Here is a 17452-nt window from a genome sequence, read left to right on the forward strand (position 1 = left end):
TCGACAAGCTCAGGATGAGGACCAGGGTCGGCTCAGGGGCACCGACGGCGACGCCGGCAGGCCAAACCCTCTTCCTGAGCCTGTCGAAGGACGAGGGGTTGGCCCCCGCTAGTTCAGGTACTTGGTCGTCACCGACAGCACGATGACGATCGCCGCCACGAAGGGCAGCTCGTTGGTCATCCTCCAGAACTTCTCAGAGCGGGTGTTCTGGCCGGCCTCGAACGCCTTGCGGGCCTTCGACAGGAAGCCGTGCCAGCCGAACAGGAAGAACACGCCGGCCAGCTTGGCCAGCATCCAGGGCTTGAGCAGGAAGTCCCAGCCGCGGATCGCGCCGTCGGCCATGATCAGGCCCAGGCCAAAGACCAGGGCGGCGATCATCGCCGGATTGATGATCCCCCGCAGCAGGCGGCGCTCCATGACCTTGAAGGTCGCGTCCATCTCCGAGCCCAGCGTGGCGCCGGTGTGATAGACGTAGAGGCGCGGCAGGTAGAGCATCCCCGCCATCCAGGCGATCACGGCCAGGATGTGCAGGCCGCGGATCAGGTTGAAATGCTCGACCAGGAAGTCGGTCACGCGCGGGCTCCAGAAGAGGGGCAGGGTCGGTCGCTGCCGCAGATCTGCGACGCTTGCGAAGAAAGCGCCTCAGTCACGAGAGTCCCCAAACAATCGATGAACGCAGGCGATACGCCAAGCGCCGGAACGCGGGCATAGATCGAGCCGCCGTGCTCGTAGGCCAGCTCGCGATACTCGACGTCCAGTTCGACCAGGGTCTCGATGTGCTCGGAGACGAAGGCGATCGGCGTGACCACCAGCGCCAGGCCGGCTTCGGCAGCCGCCTTGACCTCGTCGTCGGTGGACGGACCGATCCATTTCAGCGGGCCGACGCGGCTCTGGTAGCTGATCTTCCAGTCGACGCCCTCGCCCAGGATGTCGCCGAGTTTCTCGACAACGGCGGCGGCTGTGGCCTCGACCTGGCGCTGGTAGGGATCGCCGGCGGTGATCACCTTCTCCGGCAGGCCGTGGGCCGAAAACAGGATCCGCGCCGGCCGGGGCGAGCCTGCCCTGACGTACTCGGCCCGGATCAGATCCGCGTGCGCCTGCACGAAGCCCTCGGCCGTCGGATAGCAGCACAGCGTCGTCGTCCGGCCCGGACCCTTGCGGTAGGCCTTGTTCCACGCCTTCAGCGACGAGGCCGTCGTCGTTGTGGAGTATTGTGGATAGAGCGGCAGCAGCACGACCTCGTCGGGCTTCCAGGCCTTCACCGCCCTGGCCGTCTCGCCGGTCAGCGGGTCCCAGTAGCGCATGGCCACGAAGGCCTTGACCGTATCGCCCGGCAGGCGCTCGGCCAGAACCGCCTCCAGCGCCCGCGCCTGCTTGTCGGTTTCCGGCAGCAGCGGCGAGCCGCCGCCCATCAGGGCGTAGTTCGCGCGCGCCGACTTGGCCCGAGTGGTCGAGATCAGCGCCGCAATCGGATAGCGAACGAAGAACGGCGCCTGGATGATCGCCGGGTCGCGGAACAGGTTGAACAGGAACGGCCGCACGGCCGCCTGGCCGTCGGGTCCGCCGAGATTGAACAGGACGACGGCGATCCGTCGCCCGGCTCCCGCGCCGCTCTTCACTTCGCTCACAGGCCGGTCACCCGCTTCAGCACCTGCTCGACATGAGCGATCGGCGTGTCGGGCAGGATGCCGTGGCCCAGGTTGAAGATATAGGGGCCCTGCCCCCATTGCTCGAGCATCTGCTCCACCCGCTCGTCCAGCGCCGGCCCGCCGGCCCGCAGCAGCAGAGGATCCAGGGCGCCCTGGATGGTCTTGGTCTTCTGGATCGTCTGGCCCAGCTTCGCCGAGGCCGAGGTGTCGAGCGCCACGCCCTCCACCGGCACAGCCTGCGCGTAGGCCTCGACGAGGGTTCCGGCCCCGCGGGGGAAGCCGATGAGCGGCACGGTCACGCCGCGGGCGCGAAGGCCCTCGACGATGGCGATGTGGGGCTTGGTCACCAGGCGGTCGAAAAGCGGCTCTGAGAGGCCTTCGGCCCAGCTCTCGAACAGCTTCAGCGCCTGGGCGCCGGAAGCCGCCTGCATGGCCAGATAATCGACCGTGGCGTCGACCAGGATCTGGATCAGTCGGTCCAGCTTCTCGGCATGCTGATAGGCGAAGGTGCGCGCGCCGGAGCGATCGCTGGATCCGCCTTCGATCATATAGGTCGCCACAGTCCACGGCGCGCCGGCGAAACCGATCAGCGCCTTGGAAGGATCGATGTCGGCCCGCACGCGTGAAAGGGTCTCGCCGACCGCCTTCAGGGCCTCGCCGGCCTGCTGGGTCTTGTCGGCCATGGCGTCGAGATCGGGCAGCTCGCCCAGCTTGGGGCCTTCGCCGGCCTCAAACCAGACCTTCTGGCCCAGAGCGCCGGGGATCAGCAGGATGTCGGCGAAGACGATGGCCGCATCATACGGAAAGCGGCGCAGCGGCTGCAGGGTGACCTCGGCCGCCTTCTCCGGGTTCAGGCAGAAGCTGATGAAGTCCGGGGTCGTCGCCCGCACGGCCCGATACTCGGGCAGATACCGTCCCGCCTGGCGCATGAACCAGACCGGGGGACGCTCGGCGGTTTCACCGGCCAGCACGGAGAGAAACTTCGGGATCGGGGAGCTCGTCATACCAGGCGTTAAATCCCGGCGAGCCGTTCCACTCAAGTCCGTGCGACCCCGTACCCTCCTATTCTTCTTAAAAATAAGAATCTTAGAAAGAGAGGAAGAAGGGGGTGGGCAAGTGCAACACGGGGATAAGTCCGCCTGTGTGGAGGACTCCAACAGGCCCTACTCGGTATGCCCCAGCTTGGTACACATGGGAGTCATACCTTGTGAACTCCGTGGACAAGCTTCCAACCTGCCGGATTCCTTACGGAACCCAGACGATGGTGAACGGGAAATTAACTATCCGTTAGGACTTTTCACAGGCGCGGGACAACGCTCTGGCACAGGTCCAAGTGGGCAGTTTCAAGCTGGGGATTGTCCGGCGTCAATGAGGCCGTTTATCACAGGGGCGCGGCGCAGCGTCGCGCTGGGGCGCATTTGGCGCCCGCTTGTCCCCAGAAGGCTCCCAGAGTGGTAAAGCAACCCTTAACGGATGATCCACAGGATGGGGCCTCGGCTGAGACCGATCGCCACACCGCGCGGTTCGCCACCTACTTCCATATCCACCTGGTGTCGGACTCCACGGGCGAGACGCTGAACGCCATGGCGCGGGCGGTCTGTGCACGGTTCACCGACATCCTGCCTATCGAACACATCTACGCGCTGGTCCGTTCCATCCGGCAGCTGGATCGGGCGCTCGAGGAAATCGCCGGAGCCCCTGGCGTGGTTATGCACACCATCATCGATCCGAACCTGCGCTCGGCGCTGGAAGAAGGCTGCCGCAAGCTCGACATGCCGTGCATCGCCGCGCTCGATCCGGTTGTCAGCGCCATGTCGCGCTATCTGGGGGCCAAGATCTCCACGCGCGTGGGCGCGCAGCACGCGCTGAACAACGACTATTTCGACCGTATCGAGGCCCTGGACTACGCCATCGCCCACGACGACGGCCAGGGTGGCCAGGACCTGACCCAGGCCGACGTGATCCTGGTGGGCGTGTCGCGCACCTCCAAGACGCCCACCTGCATCTATCTGGCCCATCGCGGCGTGCGCGCGGCCAATGTGCCGCTGGTGCCGGGCCGGCCGCCGCCCGAGCAGCTGTTCGAGCTGAAGAACACCCTGATCGTCGGCCTGATGACCACGCCCGAGCGGCTGATCCAGATCCGCCGCAACCGCCTGCTGTCGCTCAAGGAGAATAGAGAGAGCGACTACATCGACACCGACAGCGTGCGGGCCGAGATCATCGCCGCCCGCCGCCTGTTCGAAAAGAACGGCTGGCCGATCATCGACGTCACCCGCCGCTCCGTGGAAGAAACCGCCGCAGCGATCATCAACCTGCTGTCGGGCGGCCGCGGCCAGGTCGAGGTTCTGGGATGAGCGCCCCCTCCCCCACGCCGATCGTGCTGGCGTCCACCAGCTGGACGCGCCAGACGATCCTCAAGAACGCCGGGGTTCCGTTCGAGGCCGTGGCCTCGGGTGTGGATGAAGAGGCGGCCAAGGCCGGCCTGCTGGCCGAAGAGGTCACGCCGCGTGACGTCGCCGACGCGCTGGCCGAGATGAAGGCGGTCAAGGTTTCCCACAGGCGGCCGGGCCTGGTCATCGGTTCGGACCAGACCCTGGAACTGAAAGGCCGGCTGTTCGACAAGGTCGACACCATCGAGGCGGCCCGCGCCCGCCTGCTGGAGCTGCGCGGAGAAATCCACAAGCTGCATTCCGGCGTCGTCGTGGCCCGCGACGGCCAGCCGATCTGGCGGATCGTCGAAACCGCCAAGCTGTCGGTGCGGCCGTTCAGCGAGGCCTGGCTCGATGGCTATCTGGAGCGCAACGGCGAGCAGATCCTGTCGTCTGTCGGCTGCTACATGCTCGAGGGCGAAGGCTTGCAGATGTTCGATCGTATAGACGGCGACTACTTCACCATCCTCGGGCTGCCGATGACCGGCCTGCTCGACTTCCTGCGCCTGCACGGAGCCCTTAAGGCATGAGTTCCAAGATTACGGGCCAGGCCCTGGTGGCCGGCGTCTGCGGTCAGCCGATCGTCCATTCGATGAGCCCGCTGCTGCACAACGCCTGGCTGGCCGAGGCCGGGATCGACGGCGCCTATGTGCCGATGGGGCCGGCTCTGGATCGTTTCGAGGCCTTCGTGAACGGCTTCCGGGGCGGGGTCATCCGCGGCCTCAACGTCACCATCCCCTTCAAGGAGAGGGCCCTGGCCTGCGCCGACGAGGCCAGCGACCTGGCGCGGCTGGCCGGCGCGGCCAACCTGCTGCGGTTCCGTGAGGACGGCACGATCTTCGCCGACAACACCGACGGCCCGGGCCTGCTGGGCGCGATCGGCGTCCAGGCGCCGGACTTCGACGTCACCGCGGCGCCCGTGGTCATCCTCGGCGCCGGCGGGGCGGCGCGCGGCGCGGCGGCGGCCCTGCTGCTGGCCGGCGCGCCGGCCGTCCGGATCGTCAACCGCACGGTTTCCAAGGCCCAGGCCATCGCCGACGCTCTTGGGGACAAGGTCACGGCGGCGGGCGAAGACGCCCTCCCCGCCCTGCTGGCCGACGCGGGGCTCGTCATCAACGCCACTTCGCTGGGCCTGGGCGGCGGCGAGGGTCCGCCGGCGGACCTTACGCTTACCCCACAAGGCTGCGTGGTGATGGACATGGTCTACAAGCCGCTGCGCACCGAGTTCCTGCAAAGGGCGCAAGCCGCCGGCCGGCCCACTGTGGACGGTCTGGAAATGCTGCTGCTGCAAGCCGTGCCGTCGTTCGAGGCCTTCTACGGCCAGGCGCCGCCGACGGGTGTGGATGTCCGCGCCGTCGCCCTGGCGCATCTCGGGGAAGGTTTGAAGTGATCATCCTTGGCCTCACCGGCTCCATCGGCATGGGCAAGTCGACCACGGCCAAGATGTTCGAGGCCGAGGGCGCGCCGGTCTACGACTCCGACGCGGCCGTGCATGCGCTCTATTCGGTGGGCGGGGCGGCCGTGGCGCCGGTCGAGGCGGCGTTTCCCGGGGTTGTCGTGGACGGCGCGATCGACCGCGCGCGGCTCAGCGCCCAGGTCGTCGGCGATCCGGAAGCCCTGGAGAAGCTGGAGGCCATAGTCCACCCGCTGGTGGGCGCCCATCGCATCGGTTTCTTCGAGAAGGCGCAAGGCGCCGGCCACGACATCGTCGTGCTCGACGTGCCGCTTCTCTATGAGACCGGCGGCCAGAAGAACGTCCACAAGGTGGTGGTGGTCAGCGCTCCGGCCGATGTCCAGCGCCAGCGCGTTCTGGCCCGCCCCGGCATGACGGCCGAGAAGTTCGAGGCGATCCTGGCCCGCCAGCTGCCCGACGCCGAAAAGCGCGCTCGCGCCGACTTCGTGGTCGATACCGGCAAGGGCTTGGATGCAGCCCGGGACCAGGTGCGCGACATCCTGACCCTGTTGAGAACCTCCGCCCAAGCTTGATGCCGGAGTCGAACCGGCCCATTGAAAGGCCATGGCCCGGGAAATCATCCTCGACACCGAAACCACCGGCTTCGATCCGAAGACGGGCGACCGCCTGGTCGAAATCGGCTGCATCGAGGTTGTGGACTACATGCCCACCGGCCGGTCGTTCCACGAGTACTGCGACCCGCTGCGCGACATGCCGGCCGAGGCTGAGAAGGTGCACGGCCTGTCGGCCGCCTTCCTGACCGGCAAGCCGAAGTTCCACGAGATCGCCGACAAGTTCCTGGAATTCGTCGGCGACAGCGTCGTCGTGGCTCACAACGCCTCGTTCGACCGCAGCTTCGTCAATTTCGAGCTGGAGAAATGCGGACGCCCGCCGCTGCCGGAAGAGCGCTGGGTCGACACCCTGGCCATGGCCAAGAAGCGCTTCCCGGGCATGTACAACTCGCTCGACGCGCTCTGTAAGCGTTTCAAGATCAGCCTCGACAGCCGCGACAAGCACGGGGCCTTGATCGACTCCCACCTGTTGGCCGAGGTCTATCTCGAACTGCAGGGCGGCAAGGAACGCGCGCTCGAACTGACCCATGCGGTGGCGGTGAATGCCGTAAGCGCCGCCCGCGCCGGCGGCTACGGCGCCCGCCCGCGCCCCCTGCCCTTCCGCTCGACCGAGGCCGAACGGGCGGTGCATGCCGACTGGGTCAAGTCGACCCTGAAGGACAAGGCCGTCTGGCTGAAGTTCGACCTGCCGGAACTAGCGCCGGCGGCGGAGTAGCCTGAAGAAACCTCTCCCGGAGGGAGAGGTGGGGCCCCGCCGCGTAGCGGTGGCAGGGTGAGGGGTTTGCCCTCGCCGATTGCCAAGATCGTGCCGGCGCGCCGGCCGACGTCTTAACCCCTCATCCTCCCATGCTGCGCATGGGCCCCACCTTCTCCCTATGGGAGAAGGTGAAAGGAATCAGACCTTCAGATCCGCCGTGACCGGCGCGTGGTCGCTGGGGCGTTCCCATTCGCGGACGTCGTCGTGGACCCGCGAGGAGACCTTGCCGTCGACGATGGCCGCGTCGCGCAGACCAGGGCTGGCCAGGATGTGGTCCAGGCGCAGGCCGCGGTTGGACTTGCGGAAGTCGGCGGCGCGATAGCTCCACCACGAGAACAGCTTTTCCGGTTCGGGCGTCGCCAGGCGCGGCAGGTCCAGCAGATCCATCGACTTGATCATGGCGTCGAAGGCCTCGAGCTCGGCCGGGGTGTGGCTGACCACCTTCAGCATCTGGCGGTGGCTCCAGACGTCGTTCTCGCCCGGCGCGATGTTGAGATCGCCGGTGACGATCAGCGGATCCTTGGGATCACGCTTTTTCAGGGCGGCCGTCAGGGTCTCGTAGAAATCCAGCTTGTGGTCGAACTTCGGGTTGGCGACGCGGTCGGGCAAATCACCGCCGGCCGGGATGTAGAAGTTCTGGATCTCGACGCCGGCCACCTTCACGGCCACGCAGCGGGCATGGCCCTCGCGGCAGTTCATCAGGGTGGGGACGTCCTCGATCGGCAGGCGCGAGGCGATGGCCACGCCGTGCCAGCCCTTCTGGCCGGCGATCTTGATGTGCGGCAGGCCCATGGCCTCGAAGGTTTCGCGCGGGAACTCGCCGTCCTGGCACTTGATCTCCTGCATGCACAGGACATCGGGCGCGGCTTCGTCGACGAAGCGGGCGGCCTGTTCGGCGCGCAGGCGGACGGAATTCACGTTCCAGGTGGCGATACGGAGGCGCATGCCGCTCCCCTACCTGCACAGCTCGCGGACCACAAAGAAAAACGCCCGGACACACGAAGCGTCCGGGCGAAAGTCAGGTCTCTCATGCCGCCGCCGGGAGGGGATAGATCCGGCACGGTTTGCGAAGAGCGGGTCGGGCGCTCATCGCCATGCGTGATAAAAGTGCCACGCCGTGATTTTTAGTCAAGCGGAAAACCGCTTATCTGTTGCATGTTGTGAGAATGTCACAAACGGGGCTGTTTGCACGGATCTCAGCCCGTGGCCGGCTTGCCCGTGCGGCGGCGCGGATCGGTCAGTACGAACAGCTTCGGATCGATGGCGGCGACCTTGTCGAGGCCCGACAGGCGCACGCGGGTCTGGCCGCCCTTCACGTCGCTGATGGTCCAGCCGATCAGCTCGGGCGCGCTGCTGAAGTTCATTTCCAGCCGGCCCAGGGTCTGACGCCTGGCGTCCTGGGCGACGATCGTGAAGCCGTCGGCCAGCTTGCGCACGCTGGTGATCTTCACCCCGCGGTCCAGGCGCACTTCGCGCGCCAGCAGCAGGGCCAGCGGCGTGCGGCTTAGCGGATAGCTCTCGAAGGTCTTCAGGCGGCTGTCGAAGATGTTGACATTATTGCCGTTGCTGACGACCAGCAGGCCGTTGGGGCCGTCGTACTCGAAGCGGGCCTTGCCCGGACGTTGCAGCCATAGGGTGCCTTGGGTGGTCACGCCGCGCGGATCGGTCTGGACGAAGCGGCCCTTGGCGTTGCTCAGGCCCTGGATATAGGCCGTGGCCTTGGCGATCAGCGCCTTGTCCTCGTCCGACAGCTCCTGGGCCAGGGCCGGCGCGCCGAAGGCGGCGGCCATCAGGCCCGCGCCGCCGGCGGCGATCAGGCTGCGACGATTCATGGTGGTCTGCGTCATGCGAACTCCTTCGCCTCCACCTTTGCCCTGACCGCGCGTCGCGGGAAAGGCCATGGAAGGGCCGTTTTCCGGCGCTGCGATGAAGGGCCGTTCAGGTTGGGGCTGAAAGAAACGCCGCCGAACGGCTGAGGTTTCGCGGCAAAGTCGGGTCAGGCGGCCTTCTTGGCGTCCTTGTCCTTCTTGGCCTTCTTTTCCTTCTTCGGCTTGTCGGCCTTTTCGGCCTTGGGCTTCTTGACCTTCGGCTCGGGGCGGGGCGCGCTCAGGTCGACCGCCGCCATCTCGGCCAGCAGGTCGAGGAAGCCGTCGCGCTTGCCGGCCTTCAGCAGCGACAGGATGCGTGCGTCGGCGGCGGCCACGCGCGGCAGGCTCTCTTCCAGGATCAGACGGCCGGCCTGCGTGAGGCGTACGGAGTTGGCGCGGGCGTCCTGCTCCGAACGCTGACGTTCCAGGTGGCCCTTGGCGATCATCCGGGCGACCATGTCGGCCAGGGTCGAGCGATCGATGCCGGTGGCCTTCACGAGGCCCGTTTGAGTGACGCCTTCGTGCTGGGCCACGGCGGCCAGGACGGCGAACTGGCGCTGGGTGATCCCGCCGACGCCGGTCTCTTCCACATAGATGTCGAGAGCAGTCTGCAGCACCCGGTGCAGCAGGTGGCTGGGCGAGCGGTCCAGCACCCCGACCTCGCGCGCCGCGGTCTTGTCGCTCTTGTGCTTGGCCATGTCGTCCGCCCCGTTTCCGCTGACGGACGTCCAGCTAGCACGCTAACACGTCGGTTTGACGACAGATGGTCCGTGGTCGGCGGATCGCGTCTAACCCGCACCTTCGGTGTCATCCCGGCCCCCCGGGTCGCGCGAAGCGCGCCCGAGGACAGGCTCCGCGCAGCGTAGAGCCGGGACCCAGGGGCCGCCGCATTGCGCCGGCAAGCGCCAAGGCTCCGGACCAAACCACCGAGCCCGGTCTCCTGGGTCCCGGATAAGCCCTTCGGGCTTTCCGGGATGACGATGAATTTGAGGAAAAGGGTCCTATGGAGCCGTTAGAACCCGGCGTCGGGCGGCTCGGGGGTCTTCTGGTCGTCCGGCTTGGCCATGTGCTTCATAATGAAGGGCGTCTGGGTCAGCGAGAAGACGATGGCCAGCGGCAAGAGGGCGATGCGGAACTTCACCCAGGTGGGAGTGTCCTGGGTCAGACGCACCACCTCGTTGGCGATGGCCGCCAGCGCGAAATAGCCGCCGTAGCGCAGGGTCAGGGTCCGCCAGGCGGCGTCCGACATGTGCAGCGCCTCGCCCATCAGGGCCTTCAGCGGCGCGCGGCCAAGGAACACTCCGCCGATCATGAAGGCCGCCAGGGCGCCGTTGACGACGGTGACCTTGATCTTGACGAACACGTCGCTGTGGAAAACCAGGCCCAGCACGCCGAAGATCAGCGCCATCAGGCCCGAGAACAGCGGCAGCAGGGCCACGCGCCGTTCGACCGCGTAGCCGACGACCAGGGCCAGGGCCGAGGCGGCGACCAGCACCCAGGTAGCGGTCTGGAAGTTCTTGGTGACAAAATAGGTGACGGCGAAGGCGATCGGCGCGCCGTAGTCGACGGCGGTGCGCACCCAGGCGGTCTTCTTCTTGCTCTCGGCGGTCACGCGCTCAGTCCTCCAGCCCGACCAGCGAGCGCGAGAAGGCGCGGGCGTCGAACGGCTGCAGGTCGTCGATCCCCTCGCCGACGCCGATCAGCTTGATCGGGCTGTCCGAGGCGCGGGCGACGGGGATCAGCACGCCGCCGCGGGCGGTGCCGTCCAGCTTGGTCATGACGATGCCGGACACGCCGACGCTGTTGCCGAACACCTTTTCCTGGGCCAGGGCGTTGCGGCCGACGGTGGCGTCGAGCACCAGCAGGGTCTCGTGCGGGTAGTCGGGATCGACCTTCTTGACCACGCGGATGACCTTGAGCAGCTCGTCCATCAGGCCCTGCTTGTTCTGCAGGCGGCCGGCGGTGTCGATCAGCACCACGTCGTAGCCCTCGGCCTTGGCGCGCTCGACGGCCTCGAAGGCCAGGGCGGCGGCGTCGCTGCCGGTGGGCTTGGACATGAAGTCGGCGCCGGCCCGGTCGGCCCACACCTTCAACTGCTCGACGGCGGCGGCGCGGAAGGTGTCGCCGGCGGCGATCAGGACGCGGGCGCCCTTCTCGGTCAGGTCGGCGGCGATCTTGCCCAGGGTCGTGGTTTTGCCCGAGCCGTTGACGCCGATGAACAGCACCACATAGGGGCGCGGACCGTCCAGCGGGTCGAAGCGGCCTTCGCGGTCGGCCAGTTCGGCGGTGATCAGCTCGGCCAGGGCTTCCTTGACCTCACGGTCGCTCGAGGCCTTGCCGAAGCGGGCCTTGCCGAAGGCGTCGGTGATGCGGGCGGCGATCTGCGGGCCGAGGTCGGCCTCGATCAGCATTTCCTCCAGCGCATCGAGCTGTTCCTGGTCCAGCGGCTTCTTGGTGAAGGCGCCGGTGACCTGGTCGGTCATCTGCTGGGAGGACTTGGCCAGGCCGGCGGTGAGCCGCTGGAACCAGCCTTGTTTCTGCGAGGGCTTTTCGCTCATCCGCGCTCCTGTAGCGAGGTGGGTGGAAAAGTGAAGACGCGATTTACGATTCAGGGTTAGCGCCACGGAAGCGTGAACGGTTGCGCTTGGCTCCGGAGCATGGCGTCTAGAGATCATGGATCCCTTGGCCGCCGCCTTGTTCTGGCTCGACTACGCCGCCGCCGCCGTGTTCGGCGCGACCGGAGCCTTGGCCGCCGCGCGGCGCAAGCACGACATCATCACCTTCGGTTTCTTTGCGGCGATCACCGGCGTGGGCGGCGGCACGCTGCGCGACCTGCTGATCGACGCACCGGTGTTCTGGATCCAGCGGCCGGGCTACATCCTGGCCTGCCTGGCTGCGGCCCTGGTGATATGGCTGCTGGGCCAGCGCGGCTGGCGGTTCCGGGCCCTGCTGTGGCTGGACGCCCTGGGCATGGCCGCCTACGCCGTGGTCGGCACGGCCAAGGCCCTGAGCCTGGGCGTGCATCCCTTCACCTCGGTGATCATGGGCGTGCTGACCACGGCCTTCGGCGGGGTGGTGCGCGACGTGCTGGCCGAGGAGCCCAACCTCTTGCTACGCCGCGAGATCTACATCACCGCCGCCCTGCTGGGCGCGGCCGTGTTCGCGGTGTTGCAGTGGCTGAACGTCGGCTTCTGGCCGGCCGGCATCGCCGGGTTTGTCGCGGCGTTCGGCCTTAGGGCCTGCGCCATCAAGTTCGGCTGGAGCCTGCCCGGGTTCATGGGCGGGGAAGAGAAGCAGTCCTGACCCTTCTCCCCTTGCGGGAGAAGGTGGCGGCCGAAGGCCGACGGATGAGGGGTCTCTCAGATGTAAGACGCCTCACCCGGCCTGACCGTCTCACGCGGCTTTGAGGTCTGAGAGACCCCTCACCCGACCTGCTTCGCAGGCCACCCTCTCCCGCAAGGGGAGAGGGATCACGTATCGAAGTCCGGATGCTGCCTCGACACCACCGGGCTCGCCGATCCGCCCATGGGCGGACGCACCGGCATGTCGGCCAGATGTTCCATCCACGCCGGCCGGTTCTCGATCGCCAGCTGGACCACGGGCTCGACAGCCGACGGATCGTCGAAGGCGAAGACGGCCAGGTCGATCTTCTCCTGGCTCCATTCGTAGGTCAGCGGCGTGCCGCAGGCGGCGCAGAAGCCGCGGCGGATCGCGTCGGAGCTCTGGAAGGTCGCCCGCTGCCCCCGCGTCCAGGTCAGGTCGGCCTGGCTTACCGTCACCAGAGCGCCGAAAGGGCCGCCGAACGCTTTCTGGCACATCCGGCAATGGCAGATGGAGGCGCGGCCTGGCTGGCCCTCCACGCGAAACCGCACCACGCCGCACTGGCAGCCGCCGCTAATGCCCATGATCCTCTCCGCAAGCAGGGCGGCAACAGAGGTCAGATCCCGCGTGACAGCAAGGCCCGACGCGGTGTTGAACGGGCGCAGTAATGCGTTCGAGTTAGTAAATCGTGAGAAAATACAACTGCTTCGATAGGGCGTACCGATTCCTCTCGCGCAAGGCGGAGGGATCGATGAGGGGCTGGGGACTGGTTCTGGCGACGGCGTTGCTGGCGGCGCCGGCCGTGGCGCTGGCCGATCCGTGCGAGGGCGCCCTGCCCGCGCCGGGCGCGCGCTTCGACGGCCCGGTGCGCTATGTCGGCGACGGCGACAGTCTGTGCGTCGGCAGGAGCAGCGATCCGTCGACCTGGATCGAGGTGCGGGTGTCGGACTTCTACGCCCCGGAACTGCACTCTGCCGGCGGCCGGGCGGCCAAGACCATGCTCGAGGACGTGGTCTGGCGGCAGTACCTGCAATGCCGGGCGATCAAGCACTCCTACGACCGGGTCGTGGCCCGCTGCACCATCGACGGCGCCTCGGTGGGCGACCTGCTGAGGGCGCGCGGCGGCGTCGAGGGCGGCGCCGGCCGGGGCGGTCGGCGATAGGGATCAAGTTCGGAAAGCTGAAATTCCATCGCCTCCCTGGGCCTTGTGCCCAGGGTCCATGGCGCCGCCGCCTCGGCGCTTCAGACCTGAATAGGTCCGAGCAGGCTGAACGATGGGTCCTGGGCACAAGGCCCAGGAAGGCGGGAGCTTATGGGCTTGGGAAGCCCTCTGTCCCGGCCGGTCGCCGCTAGCGCTTCGGCGTCAGCTGAAAGGTGACGCGATAGCCGTCGTGGTCCGAGAGCACCGGCTCGTGGGCGCCGTCGAAGGTGGCTTCCACCCGGGTGGGCGTGACGTCGACCCTGTCGCCGTCGAGGAAACCGATCAGGTCCTGGGTGTCGAGCCAGGGCGCGTCGCCGTCGTAGGAGATCTGGGTGTCGCAGGCGCCCGGCAGGTTGTGGCACCAGCGGCTGACCACCTCGAACGGATAGTCGGCCATCACGTAGTCGAAGCGGTCGGGCGCGTGCATGACGTTGAAGTCGCCACCGACGATCAGCGGCGCGCCGGGCGTGCGGTCGGCGGCCATGAAGCGCTTGAACTCGTCGGCCTGCAGGTGGTGGGCCATGCGGTTGCGCGAACGGGGCACGCGCGAGGCGCCCTTGGAATTGAGGTGGGTGTCGGCGACCTCGACCGGCGTGGGCAGGCCCGGCACGTTCAGGCTGACCAGCATCACGCCCTTGTTGGCCAGGCAGTCCAGCCCCGCGCAGTAGCGATAGGCGTGGGACTTTACGTCCTCGATGGGATGGTTGCTCAGCACCCACAGGCCGCTGGAGCCCCACTTGCCCAGGCCCTCGCCCTTCCAGCGGTAGGCCACGCGGCGATAGTCGGGCTTTTCGCCCTTGGCCCACAGACTGGCGTCGCGCTGCTTCCGCTTTGGGCCGCGCGCCACATAGGGATAGCCCGAGCGGTCGACCAGCTCGCCGATCTCCTTGCGGAAGCCCTCCTGGATCAGCACGACATCGGGCTCGGTCCCGGCGGCGCGCATCTTGGCCAGTTCGTCGCCGATCTTCTTCAGCGCCTCGCCGCGACCCTTCTTCACCGGCCAGGGCAGGCCGGCGACGTTGTAGGTCATGACGCTGAAGCTGACCGAAGCCTCATCCGGCCGCGTCTCGTCGGCGCGCGCCGTGACGGGCGCGGCGATCAGACAAGCGAGGACGGCCGCGAGAAGGCGCTTCAAGCGGCCCGCTCGGCGATCACGCGGGTTCCGTCGTGGCCGGTGACGCGGAAGGCCACGATCTCGCCGGCCGGCGCCTCGCCCGTGAAGGCGATCTCGGTGAAGTCCTCGGCGCGCGCCAGGCCGTCGCGCTCGACCAGGCCCGGCAGCACGCGGCCGACCTGGGCGGCCAGGTGGCGTTCCAGGCCGCGCTGGCCGGCTTCGCGCAGCCGCTTGGCGCGGTCCTTGATCACTGGACCCTTCACCGGCGGCATCCGCGCGGCCGGCGTGCCGGGGCGGGCGCTGTAGGGGAAGACGTGCAGGAAGGCCAGGCCCGCCTCCTCGACGAGGCGGACGGTGTTTTCGAACGCCTCTTCGCTCTCGGTCGGGAAGCCGGCGATCAGGTCGGCGCCGAAGGCCACGTCCGGGCGCACGGCTCGAACGCTGGCCACCAGGTTCAGGGCGTCGGTGCGATTGTGCCGGCGCTTCATGCGCTTGAGGATCAGATCATCGCCCGCCTGCAGGGACAGGTGCAGGTACGGCATTAGACGCTGTTCTTCGGCGAACAGCTTCAGAAGGTCCGGATCGATCTCGGCCGCGTCGATCGAGGAAAGACGCAGGCGCGGCAGGTCGGGAACCATGCGCAGGATGCGGCCCACCAGCTGGCCCAGGGTCGGCTCGCCCGGCAGATCGGCGCCCCAGGAGGTGACGTCGACGCCGGTAAGTACGACCTCGCGATAGCCTTCGGCCGCCAGCTTGCGCACCTGCTCGACCACCTCGCCGGCCGGAGCCGAGCGCGAGTTTCCGCGGCCGTAGGGGATGATGCAGAAGGTGCAGCGGTGATCGCAGCCGTTCTGCACCTCGACATAGGCGCGGGCGCGGTCCTTGAGGCCGTCGATCAGGTGACCGGCGGTCTCCTTGACCGACATGATGTCGTTGACCCGCACGCGGGTCGTGGTCTCGACCAGGGCGCCGGGGGCGGCCTTTTCGGCGTTGCCGAGCACGAGGTCGACTTCCGGCATGGCGGCGAAGGCGGCCGGGTCGATCTGGGCGGCGCAGCCGGTGACGATGATCCGCGCGTCCGGACGCTCGCGGCGGGCCTTGCGGATCGCCTGGCGGGCCTGGCGCACGGCCTCGTTGGTCACCGCGCAGGTGTTGAACACCACGGCGTCCGACAGGCCGTCGGCGGCGGCGCGGGCGCGCATGGCCTCGCTCTCATAGGCGTTCAGGCGGCAGCCGAAGGTGACGACGTCGACGCCGTTGGCGCCGGGCATGGTCACGGCCGGACCGCCCTCCTCGCCGACTTCGGGCCCTTCTTGAGGAGATGGGGGCGTCGGCTGGGCCTTGATGACGGTGTAGACGGTCATGACGCGACGAACGCCGCGAAGGCGTCCTTCCAGTCGTCATGCCAGCGCGACAGGGCCGGGCGGTTCTCGATGACGTCGCCCATGGCCCAGGCCATGCGCCTTTCGTCCAGCGCGCGCGGCACATCGTTGTCCGGGCACAGGATGTAGAAGTCGCCGGCGGCGATGCGGGCCAGCATGAAGTGGACGACCTGCTCGGGCGTCCAGGCCGCGTCGGGCTTGCCGCCCGGGCCGCGCTTGGTCATGCCGGTGAAGGTGAAGCCGGGGATCAGCAGGTGGGCGCTGACCTGGCAGTCGACGATTTCGCGCAGGGTGTGGGCGAGCCCTTCCGTCAAGGCCTTCACCGCCGACTTGGAGACGTTGTAGGCCGTGTCGCCCGGCGGCTGGGTGATGCCCTGCTTGGAGCCGGTGTTGATGATCAGGCCCGGACGGCCGCTCTCGGCCATCTCTTCGCCGAACACCTGGACGCCGTTGATCACGCCCCACAGGTTGACGTCGAGGATGCGCTTCCAGGCGTCGTCGCCCGAGAAGGCGTCGCCGCCGCCGCCCACGCCGGCGTTGTTCATCAGGACGTCGACCGCGCCGAAGCGTTCGACGGCGATATCGCGCAGGGCTTCGACGGCGGCGCGGTCGGCCACGTCGGTGGGCACGGCCAGGGCGCCGATGGCTTCGGCCTCTTGCTTCAACTTGCGGCCGGTGACGTCGGCCATGACCACGTTGAGGCCCAGCTCGACGAAGGCCTTGGCGGCGGCCAGGCCGATGCCGTCGGCCGCGCCGGTGATTACAGCGGTCTTGCCGGGCGCGAGGGCGGGGTGCAGCTCGCTCATGCGCTGACGGTCTCGGGCAGCTTGCCGGTGAACTCCAGGGCCACCGGGCCGGTCATGATCACGTGGCCGTCGGCCTCGCGCCATTCGATGACCAGCGGGCCGCTCTCGAACTCGACGGTGGCGGTCCGGTCGGTCAGGCCCCGGCGCACGGCGGCGACCTGGGCGGCGCAGGCGCCGGTGCCGCAGGCGGCGGTGAGGCCCGCGCCCCGTTCCCAGACCTTCAGCTTGATGTGGTCGCGCGAGACGATGTGAGCGAAGCCGACATTGACCCCTTCGGGGAACAGCGGGTGGTGCTCGACCAGGCTGCCGGTCTTCTCGGCGAACTCGTCGCTGACCGGGGCGTCGACGAAGAACACCACGTGGGGATTGCCCATCGAGACGCAGACCGGGGTGTGCACCCACGGGGCGTCGATCGGGCCGACCTGCAGCTCGACGCGGGTGGTGTCCATCTCTTCGGCCAGCGGGATCTGCTCCCACGACAGGCGCGGCTCGCCCATGTCGACGGTGACGCGCTTGTCGCCGGCCATCACGCCCGACAGGCGCCCGGCGCTGGTGTCGAAGGCCACGGCGTCCTTGCCGCCCGACTGCATCAGCAGCCAGGCCACGCAGCGGGTGGCGTTGCCGCAGGCGCCGGCCGGTTCGCCGTCGGCGTTCCAGAAGCGCACATAGGCCGAGGCGCCGTCCGCCTTCGGCGGATCGATGGCCACCACCTGGTCGCAGCCGATCCCGCCCTGGCCGCGTTTGGCGATCGCGCGGATCTCCTCGGCGGAGGGTTCGAACGGCTGGGTGAGGGTCTCGATGACGACGAAGTCGTTGCCGAGCCCGTTCATCTTCAGGAAGGTGCGGCTCATGGGCGGCTATATAGTCGAAAGCGACGCAAAATGCACCGCAGCGGGACGA

General features: G+C 68.0%; 20 protein-coding genes. 7 read left to right on the forward strand and 13 right to left on the reverse strand.

Annotated elements, in window-relative coordinates:
• Positions 1-108 precede the first annotated feature (108 nt).
• Genes P7A99_RS13720 through hemE form a run of 3 tightly spaced genes read right to left on the reverse strand, consistent with a single transcriptional unit; the run spans position 109 to position 2653 of the window.
• Entirely contained in the window at positions 109-615 is a 507-nt protein-coding gene (locus P7A99_RS13720) for a CopD family protein (protein ID WP_277794487.1), read from the reverse strand.
• Positions 570-1619, reverse strand: a complete 1050-nt coding sequence (gene hemH, locus P7A99_RS13725; protein WP_347276694.1) for a ferrochelatase — start codon at positions 1617-1619, stop codon at positions 570-572. The genes P7A99_RS13720 and hemH overlap by 46 nt, the downstream gene beginning before the upstream one ends.
• 5 nt (positions 1620-1624) lie before the next feature.
• On the reverse strand, positions 1625-2653 hold the full coding sequence (gene hemE, locus P7A99_RS13730; protein ID WP_277794393.1) for a uroporphyrinogen decarboxylase: 1029 nt from the start codon (positions 2651-2653) through the stop codon (positions 1625-1627).
• Between the two features lie 447 nt (positions 2654-3100).
• On the opposite strand from hemE, the gene P7A99_RS13735 reads away from it, so the two are divergent.
• Genes P7A99_RS13735 through dnaQ form a run of 5 tightly spaced genes read left to right on the forward strand, consistent with a single transcriptional unit; the run spans position 3101 to position 6818 of the window.
• A complete protein-coding gene (locus P7A99_RS13735; protein WP_277794394.1) occupies positions 3101-4003 on the forward strand; it encodes a pyruvate, water dikinase regulatory protein in 903 nt (300 codons plus the stop codon).
• A complete protein-coding gene (locus P7A99_RS13740) occupies positions 4000-4608 on the forward strand; it encodes a Maf family protein (RefSeq protein WP_277794395.1) in 609 nt (202 codons plus the stop codon). Before P7A99_RS13735 ends, P7A99_RS13740 begins: the two co-directional genes overlap by 4 nt.
• Entirely contained in the window at positions 4605-5468 is an 864-nt protein-coding gene (aroE, locus tag P7A99_RS13745) for a shikimate dehydrogenase (protein WP_277794396.1), read from the forward strand. The genes P7A99_RS13740 and aroE overlap by 4 nt, the downstream gene beginning before the upstream one ends.
• Positions 5465-6064 carry a dephospho-CoA kinase gene (gene coaE / locus P7A99_RS13750; RefSeq protein WP_277794397.1) on the forward strand — a complete coding sequence of 200 codons (600 nt, stop codon included), beginning with the start codon at positions 5465-5467 and terminating at the stop codon, positions 6062-6064. The genes aroE and coaE overlap by 4 nt, the downstream gene beginning before the upstream one ends.
• A gap of 31 nt (positions 6065-6095) precedes the next feature.
• Positions 6096-6818 (forward strand): DNA polymerase III subunit epsilon, encoded by a 723-nt coding sequence (dnaQ, locus tag P7A99_RS13755; RefSeq protein ID WP_277794398.1) that lies wholly within the window; start codon positions 6096-6098, stop codon positions 6816-6818.
• Positions 6819-6998: 180 nt separating this feature from the next.
• Here dnaQ and xth read toward each other — a convergent pair whose 3' ends face one another.
• From xth to ftsY, 5 genes are all read right to left on the reverse strand, one after another.
• On the reverse strand, positions 6999-7805 hold the full coding sequence (gene xth, locus P7A99_RS13760; RefSeq protein ID WP_277794399.1) for an exodeoxyribonuclease III: 807 nt from the start codon (positions 7803-7805) through the stop codon (positions 6999-7001).
• Between the two features lie 251 nt (positions 7806-8056).
• On the reverse strand, positions 8057-8707 hold the full coding sequence (locus tag P7A99_RS13765; protein WP_431307675.1) for an outer-membrane lipoprotein carrier protein LolA: 651 nt from the start codon (positions 8705-8707) through the stop codon (positions 8057-8059).
• 149 nt (positions 8708-8856) lie between these two features.
• Entirely contained in the window at positions 8857-9426 is a 570-nt protein-coding gene (locus P7A99_RS13770; RefSeq protein WP_277794400.1) for a MarR family winged helix-turn-helix transcriptional regulator, read from the reverse strand.
• Positions 9427-9740: 314 nt separating this feature from the next.
• Positions 9741-10340 carry an inner membrane-spanning protein YciB gene (locus tag P7A99_RS13775; RefSeq protein WP_277794401.1) on the reverse strand — a complete coding sequence of 200 codons (600 nt, stop codon included), beginning with the start codon at positions 10338-10340 and terminating at the stop codon, positions 9741-9743.
• Between the two features lie 4 nt (positions 10341-10344).
• Positions 10345-11286 carry a signal recognition particle-docking protein FtsY gene (ftsY, locus tag P7A99_RS13780; RefSeq protein ID WP_165258571.1) on the reverse strand — a complete coding sequence of 314 codons (942 nt, stop codon included), beginning with the start codon at positions 11284-11286 and terminating at the stop codon, positions 10345-10347.
• 115 nt (positions 11287-11401) lie between these two features.
• On the opposite strand from ftsY, the gene P7A99_RS13785 reads away from it, so the two are divergent.
• Entirely contained in the window at positions 11402-12031 is a 630-nt protein-coding gene (locus P7A99_RS13785; protein ID WP_277794402.1) for a trimeric intracellular cation channel family protein, read from the forward strand.
• Positions 12032-12198: 167 nt separating this feature from the next.
• Here the strand turns inward: P7A99_RS13785 and P7A99_RS13790 are convergent, their stop codons facing one another.
• Positions 12199-12633, reverse strand: coding sequence for a GFA family protein (locus P7A99_RS13790; protein WP_277794403.1), 435 nt, complete (start codon positions 12631-12633; stop codon positions 12199-12201).
• Between the two features lie 167 nt (positions 12634-12800).
• Here P7A99_RS13790 and P7A99_RS13795 point away from each other — a divergent pair, with 167 nt between their 5' ends.
• Positions 12801-13211 carry a thermonuclease family protein gene (locus tag P7A99_RS13795; protein WP_277794404.1) on the forward strand — a complete coding sequence of 137 codons (411 nt, stop codon included), beginning with the start codon at positions 12801-12803 and terminating at the stop codon, positions 13209-13211.
• A 187-nt stretch (positions 13212-13398) separates the two neighbouring features.
• Here P7A99_RS13795 and P7A99_RS13800 read toward each other — a convergent pair whose 3' ends face one another.
• Genes P7A99_RS13800 through dapF form a run of 4 tightly spaced genes read right to left on the reverse strand, consistent with a single transcriptional unit; the run spans position 13399 to position 17403 of the window.
• Positions 13399-14385 (reverse strand): endonuclease/exonuclease/phosphatase family protein, encoded by a 987-nt coding sequence (locus tag P7A99_RS13800; protein ID WP_277794405.1) that lies wholly within the window; start codon positions 14383-14385, stop codon positions 13399-13401.
• On the reverse strand, positions 14382-15728 hold the full coding sequence (gene mtaB, locus P7A99_RS13805) for a tRNA (N(6)-L-threonylcarbamoyladenosine(37)-C(2))-methylthiotransferase MtaB (protein WP_277794406.1): 1347 nt from the start codon (positions 15726-15728) through the stop codon (positions 14382-14384). The genes P7A99_RS13800 and mtaB overlap by 4 nt, the downstream gene beginning before the upstream one ends.
• Positions 15725-16636: an SDR family NAD(P)-dependent oxidoreductase gene (locus P7A99_RS13810; RefSeq protein ID WP_277794407.1), complete on the reverse strand. Its 912-nt coding sequence runs from the start codon at positions 16634-16636 to the stop codon at positions 15725-15727. Before P7A99_RS13810 ends, mtaB begins: the two co-directional genes overlap by 4 nt.
• Entirely contained in the window at positions 16549-17403 is an 855-nt protein-coding gene (gene dapF / locus P7A99_RS13815) for a diaminopimelate epimerase (protein WP_277794408.1), read from the reverse strand. The genes P7A99_RS13810 and dapF overlap by 88 nt, the downstream gene beginning before the upstream one ends.
• Between the last annotated feature and the right edge of the window lie 49 nt (positions 17404-17452).

The organism is Caulobacter endophyticus (assembly GCF_029543245.1).
GTDB lineage: Bacteria > Pseudomonadota > Alphaproteobacteria > Caulobacterales > Caulobacteraceae > Caulobacter > Caulobacter endophyticus_A.

Bases quoted from the DNA above. Each gene is read 5' to 3' on its own strand.
- P7A99_RS13740 (WP_277794395.1), top strand. From the start codon at position 4,000: ATGAGCGCCCCCTCCCCCACGCCGATCGTGCTGGCGTCCACCAGCTGG.
- P7A99_RS13785 (WP_277794402.1), top strand. From the start codon at position 11,402: ATGGATCCCTTGGCCGCCGCCTTGTTCTGGCTCGACTACGCCGCCGCC.
- dapF (WP_277794408.1), bottom strand. From the start codon at position 17,403: ATGAGCCGCACCTTCCTGAAGATGAACGGGCTCGGCAACGACTTCGTC.
- mtaB (WP_277794406.1), bottom strand. From the start codon at position 15,728: ATGACCGTCTACACCGTCATCAAGGCCCAGCCGACGCCCCCATCTCCT.
- dnaQ (WP_277794398.1), top strand. From the start codon at position 6,096: ATGGCCCGGGAAATCATCCTCGACACCGAAACCACCGGCTTCGATCCG.
- P7A99_RS13765 (WP_431307675.1), bottom strand. From the start codon at position 8,707: ATGACGCAGACCACCATGAATCGTCGCAGCCTGATCGCCGCCGGCGGC.
- P7A99_RS13790 (WP_277794403.1), bottom strand. From the start codon at position 12,633: ATGGGCATTAGCGGCGGCTGCCAGTGCGGCGTGGTGCGGTTTCGCGTG.
- P7A99_RS13770 (WP_277794400.1), bottom strand. From the start codon at position 9,426: ATGGCCAAGCACAAGAGCGACAAGACCGCGGCGCGCGAGGTCGGGGTG.
- xth (WP_277794399.1), bottom strand. From the start codon at position 7,805: ATGCGCCTCCGTATCGCCACCTGGAACGTGAATTCCGTCCGCCTGCGC.
- P7A99_RS13795 (WP_277794404.1), top strand. From the start codon at position 12,801: ATGAGGGGCTGGGGACTGGTTCTGGCGACGGCGTTGCTGGCGGCGCCG.
- hemE (WP_277794393.1), bottom strand. From the start codon at position 2,653: ATGACGAGCTCCCCGATCCCGAAGTTTCTCTCCGTGCTGGCCGGTGAA.
- ftsY (WP_165258571.1), bottom strand. From the start codon at position 11,286: ATGAGCGAAAAGCCCTCGCAGAAACAAGGCTGGTTCCAGCGGCTCACC.
- aroE (WP_277794396.1), top strand. From the start codon at position 4,605: ATGAGTTCCAAGATTACGGGCCAGGCCCTGGTGGCCGGCGTCTGCGGT.
- P7A99_RS13810 (WP_277794407.1), bottom strand. From the start codon at position 16,636: ATGGCGCGAGGCCGACGGCCACGTGATCATGACCGGCCCGGTGGCCCT.